General features: G+C 67.4%; 3 protein-coding genes and 3 tRNA genes. 1 reads left to right on the forward strand and 5 read right to left on the reverse strand.

Features of this window, described 5'->3' with window-relative positions; translation table 11 throughout:
* Positions 1–176: 176 nt before the first annotated feature.
* From GT354_RS02425 to GT354_RS02445, 5 genes are all read right to left on the reverse strand, one after another.
* A tRNA-Glu gene (locus GT354_RS02425) sits at positions 177–249 on the reverse strand.
* A gap of 28 nt (positions 250–277) precedes the next feature.
* A tRNA-Glu gene (locus GT354_RS02430) sits at positions 278–353 on the reverse strand.
* Between the two features lie 51 nt (positions 354–404).
* Positions 405–476, reverse strand: a tRNA-Gln gene (locus GT354_RS02435).
* A 199-nt stretch (positions 477–675) separates the two neighbouring features.
* Positions 676–1,476, reverse strand: coding sequence for a fumarylacetoacetate hydrolase family protein (locus tag GT354_RS02440; protein WP_161354492.1), 801 nt, complete (start codon positions 1,474–1,476; stop codon positions 676–678).
* 121 nt (positions 1,477–1,597) lie between these two features.
* Positions 1,598–1,765, reverse strand: coding sequence for a hypothetical protein (locus GT354_RS02445; protein WP_161354493.1), 168 nt, complete (start codon positions 1,763–1,765; stop codon positions 1,598–1,600).
* A gap of 512 nt (positions 1,766–2,277) precedes the next feature.
* Between GT354_RS02445 and GT354_RS02450 the strand changes: the two genes are divergently transcribed.
* On the forward strand, positions 2,278–4,549 hold a 2,272-nt coding region (locus GT354_RS02450), incomplete at its 3' end, for a nitrate- and nitrite sensing domain-containing protein (RefSeq protein ID WP_161354494.1).

Genomic DNA, 4,549 nt, shown 5'->3' on the forward strand with positions numbered 1-4,549 from the left:
GAAACGCAACGGGTGGTGCGGGTGGGAACCATCGCAAGCCCACCGACCCGAACCCGCAGCAACACACCCCGCCAAGTCCCGCTCCAGCCCAGGCCAGGCCGCGCAAAAGCCACCGACCGCCGAAGGCCAAAAACGCAGGAAGACCTCTCGCTGTTGCGAGAGGTCTTCTTTCGAGGTAGCCCCGACGGGATTCGAACCCGCGCTACCGCCTTGAGAGGGCGACGTGCTAGGCCACTACACAACGGGGCCTCGGTACTGCAGGTGTTGATGTCGGATCTGGTAGCCCCGACGGGATTCGAACCCGCGCTACCGCCTTGAGAGGGCGACGTGCTAGGCCACTACACAACGGGGCCAGATCATCAACCGTGAACTTCTACCAGCGGCATCACCCGAAAGTGATGCAGCTGGGGTACCAGGACTCGAACCTAGACTAACGGAACCAGAAACCGTCGGGCTGCCAATTACCCCATACCCCAATGCTTGGTCCCGTCGCCGTTGCCCAAGGGCTTGTGCGGGGGACTTCGCTCCGCGCTGCTCCCTTGCGGGGCGGCACGAGAAGAACTTTACCCGAAGAGGCGCGCGTGACCAAAACGGGTTACCGGAACCTCGTTCGAATCGGCACAAGTCCGGGTGTTCCGGCACCCGTCGGGCCTGTCGCGGGACTTTCGGCGGCATTCAGCCGCGCTTGATCACCTTGTTGGTGAGGGTGCCGATGCCACCGACGGTGACCGAGACGCGGTCACCCACGTGGATCGGGCCGACGCCGACCGGAGTTCCGGTCAGGATCACGTCGCCGGGGAGCAGCGTCATCGCCTGGGTGACGTGCACGACGAGGTCGGTGACGGTACGGATCATCTGCGCGGTCGTGCCGGCCTGGCGCACCTCGTCGTTGACCGTGCACGCGACGGTCAGTCCCTCGCCGTCGGAGATCTGGGCGAGCGAGATGTCGGTCTCGACCCACGGGCCGAGCGGGCAGAAGGTGTCCATGCCCTTGGCTCGACCCCACTGGCCCTCGGCCCGCTGGAGGTCGCGCGCGGTGACGTCGTTGGCGCAGGTGAAGCCGAAGATCACCTCGGCCACCCGCTCGGCCGGCACGTCGCGGCACATCCGACCGATCACCACGGCGAGTTCGGCCTCGTGGTGCACGTCGTCGGAGATCTGCGGGTACGCGATGCCGTCGCCGTGGCCGATCACCGACGTCGAGGGCTTGAGGAAGGTGATCGGGACGTCGGGCACGGCCGAGCCCATCTCGGCGGCGTGCGCGGCGTAGTTCTTGCCGATCGCGACGACCTTGCTCGGCAGTACCGGTGCGAGCAGCCGAACCGCGGACAGCGCGTACTGCTCGCCCGTGGGGCGCAGTTCGCCGAAGGGGTGACCCGCGAGGGCGTGCACCACCAGCGACTCGGGATGGTCGGCGTCGCCGGTCACCACCCCGAAGGACACCGAGTCGTCAGCGGAGAACCTGGCGATGCGCACGATGGGTCACCCTTGCCGGAGAGTCACGAAAGAGACGACTCCAGGCTAACGCGGCGAGGTCGCGGACCTGGCGACGCGGGCGCGGACCGGGGCGCCTCGGTCGGGGCTGCCGAGAGGTGATTCAGGAGGGGACGTCCATCAGGTTCGTCCGGCGCGGGTTCGCGGTCCGCACGGCCTCGATGGTCGGCTGGTCGCCGCCTTCGGCGACGCGTTGGCGCGGGATCACCGACTCCACCCGGGTGCGCTTGGGGTTGGCGGTGCTCAGACGGTGCGTGCTGATGTTGTCCACGGTTCCCGGTTCTCGTTGGCTTTCGACGCGCGACTACGTGCAGGGTGCAGGCTTGTACATCAAGGTTACCCGTGGTTACGTCAGGGGTGGTCACGGGTCGCCCGGCCATGATCGCTGTGACGATCGCTCACGGTGCGCACATCACGGTTTACACCAGGTGTTCGAGCCCGGACGGCAATATGTGATTTTCACCTCGGCACAACCTCGGCAAACGTGTGGCATTTTGCCCGTGATCGCCCGGTAATACCGTGCGTTATCCGGTCGCAACGGCTTATCCGCCGAGACCGGGGTGAATCGCCTTTTGTCGTGACCCCGCTATCTTGTTGCGACCCCGAGGCTGTGCTGAAATGCCTGCGACCACGGGGGTGGTTCCCAACAAGCGGAGTTCCTTCTCCTCACCGCGTGAACGCGGCGGGAGGAGCCCTGGGATGAACGCGAATCCAGGGATTTACGCACACAAGCCTCGCCTTACCGGCGGGTCTAACGACTGGTCACAAGAGGTTGCGACGCTAGTGCAGGGACGTCGGAAGAAGCAGCACGACTCCGCGGGGGCCCCGGCCACGGCCGGCCCCTCCTCGCCGGAGGTGCGAACCCCGCAGCAAGCCAGCGGAGCCCAGGACGCCAACGGGACTCCCGACATCGTCGGGGACCCCATACCCAGCGCCGGGACGACCCGGCCCGCAGGGCCGGCACCGTCCCGGCTCACGTTGCTGTTCTCGATCAGGAACTGGCGCATCCGTACCCGGATCACCGCGCTGCTCCTGCTGCCTGTCGTGGTCGCCGCGTTGCTCGGTGGGCTGCGTATCCAGTCGTCCATCGACAAGACCCGCGAGATGGACACGGTGCAGAAGGCTGCCGCCGTCATCGACCAGGCGTCGACGCTGGCCACGATGCTGGAGCAGGAACGCGACTTGCTCGCCCAGGCGAGCGCCGGCGGTACTCCCGAGACGACAGCCGAGATCGCGAAGGTCAAGAAGAGCACCGAAGAACAGGTGGTCGTCTACGGCGCCACCGTCGCGAAGCTGAACACCGACTCGATGCCCGTGCTGCGCGCCACGCTCGAGGACATCGGTCACGAACTGACGAACCTGAACACCAACCGTCAGGACGCGTTCCGAACCAGCGCTCGCGGCACGATCGACGCCTACAACAAGATGATCCTCAAGCTCCTCCAGATCAACCAGGAGGCTCCTGAGGTCACGCGTGACCCCGAACTGATCCAGGGCGCTCGCGCGCTCGGCTCGTTCGGTGAGATGAAGGCGTACGCGTCCGCACAGCGTGCGGCCGTGATGGCCTACGGACTCAAGCCGAACAACATCCCGATCGAGACCAGCGAGACGCTCAACCGCCTCAACCTGGCCGAGACGAGCGCGCTCACCGAGTTCGAGGGCGTCGCCCCCGAGGACTGGAGGCTCCTCTACCAGTCCCAGGTGAGCCGCGACAAGATCTCCACCGTCGAGGAGCGGTTCCAGCTCTTCCGCGGCCTGGTCGACGACGCGACCCTCAAGGGCGGCGGCAAGATCTCCACGTCCAACGAGTTCACCACCCAGGAATGGTGGACGCTTTCGTCGGACAAGATCGGTGCGCTCGGCCAGGTAGAGGCCCAGCTCGGACAGAAGCTGTCCAAGTCGGCCGACCGGCTGCGCAACGAGGCCCGCACCGACGCGCTCATCAACACCATCCTGGTCGTCGGCGCACTGCTGATCACGATCCTGCTCGGTGTGATCGTGGCGCGCTCGCTGGTCCGCTCGCTCAACACGCTGCGTCGTTCCGCGCTCGAGATCGCCGAGGAGCGACTGCCGGAGACGGTGCGCCGGCTGTCCGAGTCCGATCCGTCGGACGTGGATCTGACGATCCAGCCGATCGGCGTGCTCTCTCGTGACGAGGTCGGCCAGGTGGCCCGCGCGTTCGACGCGGTCCACGCCGAAGCGGTACGACTCGCCGCCGAGCAGGCCCTCCTGCGAGGCAACGTCAACGCGATGTTCGTCAACCTCTCGCGTCGCAGCCAGAGCCTGATCCAGCGTCAGCTCGCGCTCATCTCCGACCTGGAGAACCGCGAGGCCGACCCGGACCAGCTCGCCAACCTGTTCAAGCTCGACCACCTCGCGACCCGTATGCGCCGCAACGGTGAAAACCTTCTGGTGCTCGCCGGTGAAGAACCCGGCCGCCGCTGGACCCGACCGGTCCCGCTGGTCGACGTCCTGCGCGCCGCCGCCTCCGAGGTGGAGCAGTACGAGCGAGTCGAGCTGGGCGCGTTGCCCACCACGGACATCGCGGGTCGCGCGGTCAACGACCTCGTGCACCTGCTCGCCGAGCTCCTCGAGAACTCGACGACGTTCTCCAGCCCGCACACCAAGGTGCGCGTCACCGGCCACATCCTGCCGGACGGCCGCGCGCTCATCGAGATCCACGACAACGGCATCGGCCTCACCGGCGACGACCTCGCCGACGCCAACCAGCGGCTGGCCCGCCCGCCTGTCGTGGACGTGTCCATCTCGCGCCGCATGGGTCTGTTCGTGGTCGGCCGACTCGCCACCAGGCACGGCATCCGCGTCCAGCTTCGGCCGGGCGAGGGTGGCGGCACCACGGCGCTGGTCATGCTCCCGATCGAGCTCATCCAGGGCGACCGTCCCGGTGGCGGCGACGGTTGGAGCAAGGGCGGCGACAAGACCGCGGCCGCCGTTTCCGGCTGGACCGAGGAACTGCCCGCGGCAGCGGCACCCGCCACGGCCCTTCCCGGGCCGCGAGTGGGCAGCAGGGCCGAGGAGCGCAACCGGCGGCGCG

Source organism: Streptomyces sp. SID3343, from assembly GCF_009865215.1.
In the GTDB taxonomy this organism is placed as follows: Bacteria; Actinomycetota; Actinomycetes; order Streptomycetales; family Streptomycetaceae; genus Embleya.